General features: G+C 69.9%; 1 protein-coding gene. It reads right to left on the bottom strand.

The window, feature by feature from the left end:
• Positions 1-21: 21 nt before the first annotated feature.
• The gene (locus AP234_RS00030; protein WP_055477448.1) at positions 22-1,260 is read right to left on the bottom strand and encodes an IS110 family transposase; all 1,239 of its coding nucleotides are present in this window, start codon (positions 1,258-1,260) and stop codon (positions 22-24) included.
• Positions 1,261-1,505: the final 245 nt, after the last annotated feature.

Here is a 1,505-nt window from a genome sequence, read left to right as displayed (position 1 = left end):
ATGACACTCCCTGTGTCAACCTCAAGCACTGATTTGCTCGGTCAGGCTGGCTGCGCCCCCATGCCGTTCAGGGTCGTACGGTTTGCGGTCCAGCCAGCACCGGTAGATGACGCGGATCCACGCGCGGGCCAGGATGCGGACGGCGTGTGGGTGGTCCTTGCCCGCTGCGCGGGCCTGGGTGTAGATCTTCGCGGCCCAAGGGCTGGCGTGCCGGCTGTTGTCGGCGAACGTGGTCATCGCGACGCGGAAACGTTTGTTGCAGGCCCAGCGGAAGTGCACGGCCCGGTGCTTGCCGGACTCCTTCGTGACCGGGGTACATCCGGCCAGGGCTGCGACGGAGTCGGGGCTTGCGTAGGCTTGCCGGCAGTCGCCCCACTCGGCGAGCATCTGGGCGGCGTTGATCTGACCCGACCTTGGCAGCGACGCGAAGATCTCGCCGTCCGGGTGCTCCCCGAGGTGGGCGACGGCCGACCGGTCCAGGTCGCGGATCGCGCCGTTCAACGCCTTCAAGACCGCGACCAGGGCCAAGACGGCATCGCGCAGGGCTTCGGTGAGCGCCTCGCCGCTCGTTCCGGCGGGGGCCGAACGCAGCCGGTGCAGCAGGGCGGCGGCCGAGCGGCGGCCGCAGTACTTGTGCTTGGTCATGAACGCCTGCATCCGCTTCTCCCCGATGTGCGCGGCCGAGGCCGGGGTGGGGTAACGGGTCAGGAAGTCCAGGCTGATCGGCGATTCCACGTCAGCGAACAGCGTCCCGGCTCCGGGCCAGTGGCCGGCCAGCAGCGCCGCCAGCTGATTGGTGGCGGCCACGCGCATGTCGACCAGGTCGGTACGGGTGCGCACGACGGTCCGCAACGCGCGGGTGTCGTCGGAGTAGGGAACGGCCACGCGCAGCCGGTGCTGTCGCAGCCGCAGGTACTCGGCGATCACCGCGGCGTCGCCCGCATCGGACTTGGCGCCCGACATCACCTCGCCCTCCCGCCAGGTCTTGATGGCGTTCGGAGAGACCGGGACGACCGGATGGCCGGCCTCCAGCAGCAGGTCCACCAGGCGGCCGTTGGGCCGTTCGATCCCGATGGGCATGTCAGCGGGGTCGGCGTGCTTGGCCAGGCGGCGCAGCAGCAGCGCGATCCCGTCGGCCGAGTGGTTGATCGTGAACTGCGCGGCGATCTCCCCGGTGGCATCCATGACGCACACGGCGTGGACCTCAGCGGCCCAGTCCAGGCCGACGTAGAACTGCGCGGGGGAAAGCGGAAGCGACAACTCGACTCCTACAGGTGGCAGCGACGGCGGCTCGACGGCGGCGAGGCCTGCTCCCGGGCGGTCACTAACCGGCGCTCTACGGCGCATCTCCCTGTTGCCGGTCCGAAGCCTCGCGAGAGCCGGGGGCGGCGGTGTCATGCTGGCCCTTCACAGGCGACCACATCGGGCCGTCACCCCGGCTCCCGCCGAGTCCCTTCACCAAGCACCGTAATGGTGCCTGCGAGAAAGAGGGTGCCCTAGTGACC

This window comes from Sphaerimonospora mesophila, from assembly GCF_001417795.1.
Classification (GTDB): Bacteria; Actinomycetota; Actinomycetes; order Streptosporangiales; family Streptosporangiaceae; genus Sphaerimonospora; species Sphaerimonospora mesophila.
The sequence above is the reverse complement of the archived record's forward strand: the minus strand, read 5'-3'. Positions and strand labels throughout refer to the sequence as shown.